Source organism: Streptomyces sp. NPDC001156 (assembly GCF_053598275.1).
Genome location: NZ_JBSFJX010000544.1, coordinates 1 through 1,335 on the forward strand (window position 1 = coordinate 1; position 1,335 = coordinate 1,335).

Genomic DNA, 1,335 nt, shown 5'->3' on the forward strand with positions numbered 1-1,335 from the left:
TGCGGATGCGCAACGGTGCCTCCGACGACGTGCCCAAGCCGATGGCCATGGTCGGCCCGCGCCCGCTGATCTGGCATGTCATGCGCTACTACGCGTACTTCGGGCACAAGGAGTTCATCCTGTGCCTCGGGTACGGGGCCCACCACATCAAGAACTTCTTCCTCAACTACGAGGAGACGACGTCCAACGACTTCGTCCTGCGGGGCGGGCGGACCGAGCTGCTCTCCACCGACATCGCCGACTGGACGATCACCTTCGCGCAGACCGGCATCGAGTCACCGATCGGGGAGCGGCTGCGCCGGGTGCGGCACCACCTGGACGGCGACGAGATGTTCCTCGCCAACTACGCCGACGTGCTCACCGACGCCCCGCTGCCGGAGATGATCGACCGGTTCGCGGCGCGCGACGCCGGGGCGTCGATGATGGTGGTGCCGCCGCAGTCGTCGTTCCACTGCGTGGAGCTGGGGGAGGACGGCCTGGTGGGAGGCATCACCGCGGTGAGCGAGCTGCCGCTGTGGGAGAACGGCGGCTACTTCGTGCTCCGCCAGGAGGTCTTCGACCACATCCCCGAGAACGGGGACCTGGTCGCCGACGGCTGCGCCCAGCTGGCCAAGCGGGGACGGCTGGTGGCGCACCAGCACCGCGGCTTCTGGAAGCCGACCGACACCGTGAAGGAACGGGCCGCGCTCGACGCCGCGTACGCCCGGGGCGACCGTCCGTGGGCCGTGTGGGAACAAGCCGGCGCGAACGCCGCGGTGAGGACCGCGTGATCCGGCTCGGGGCCGGCCCCCTGGACCGGATCGTCGCGGTGGGCGCGCACTGCGACGACATCGCCATCGGCGCCGGCGGCACCCTGCTGACGCTGTGCCTGGCGCGGCCCGGCATCCGGGTCGACGCGCTGGTGCTCACCGGCGGCGGCAGCGAACGCGAGCAGGAGGAACAGGCCGCGCTCGCCGCCTTCTGCCCGGGCGCCGACCTGCGGCTGACCGTGCACAAACTGCCCGACGGCCGCTTCCCGGCCCACTGGGAGGAGGCCAAGTCCGCGGTCGAGGAACTGCGCGCGCAGACCGACCCGGACCTGGTCCTCGCGCCGCGCACCGACGACGCCCACCAGGACCACCGCGGCCTGGCCAAGCTGATGACCACCGCGTTCCGCGACCACCTCGTGCTCGGCTACGAGATCGTCAAGTGGGACGGCGACCTCGGCCGGCCGGCCGCCTACCAGCCGCTGGACCCGGACACCGCCGAACAGAAGGTGCGGCTGCTGCAGGAGCACTACCCCTCGCAGCGGCACCGGCCCTGGTACGACCGGGAGGCCTTCCTCGGCCTGGCCCG

The 1,335-nt window shown here is 71.8% G+C and carries 2 protein-coding genes; both read left to right on the forward strand.

The window, feature by feature from the left end:
- Positions 1-770, forward strand: a 770-nt coding sequence (locus tag ACWDA7_RS52995; RefSeq protein WP_450615409.1) for a glucose-1-phosphate cytidylyltransferase, incomplete at its 5' end; no start/stop codon positions are given.
- Positions 767-1,335 (forward strand): PIG-L deacetylase family protein (locus tag ACWDA7_RS53000; protein WP_450615411.1); only part of this gene is annotated, 569 nt, incomplete at its 3' end. The genes ACWDA7_RS52995 and ACWDA7_RS53000, both read left to right, overlap by 4 nt.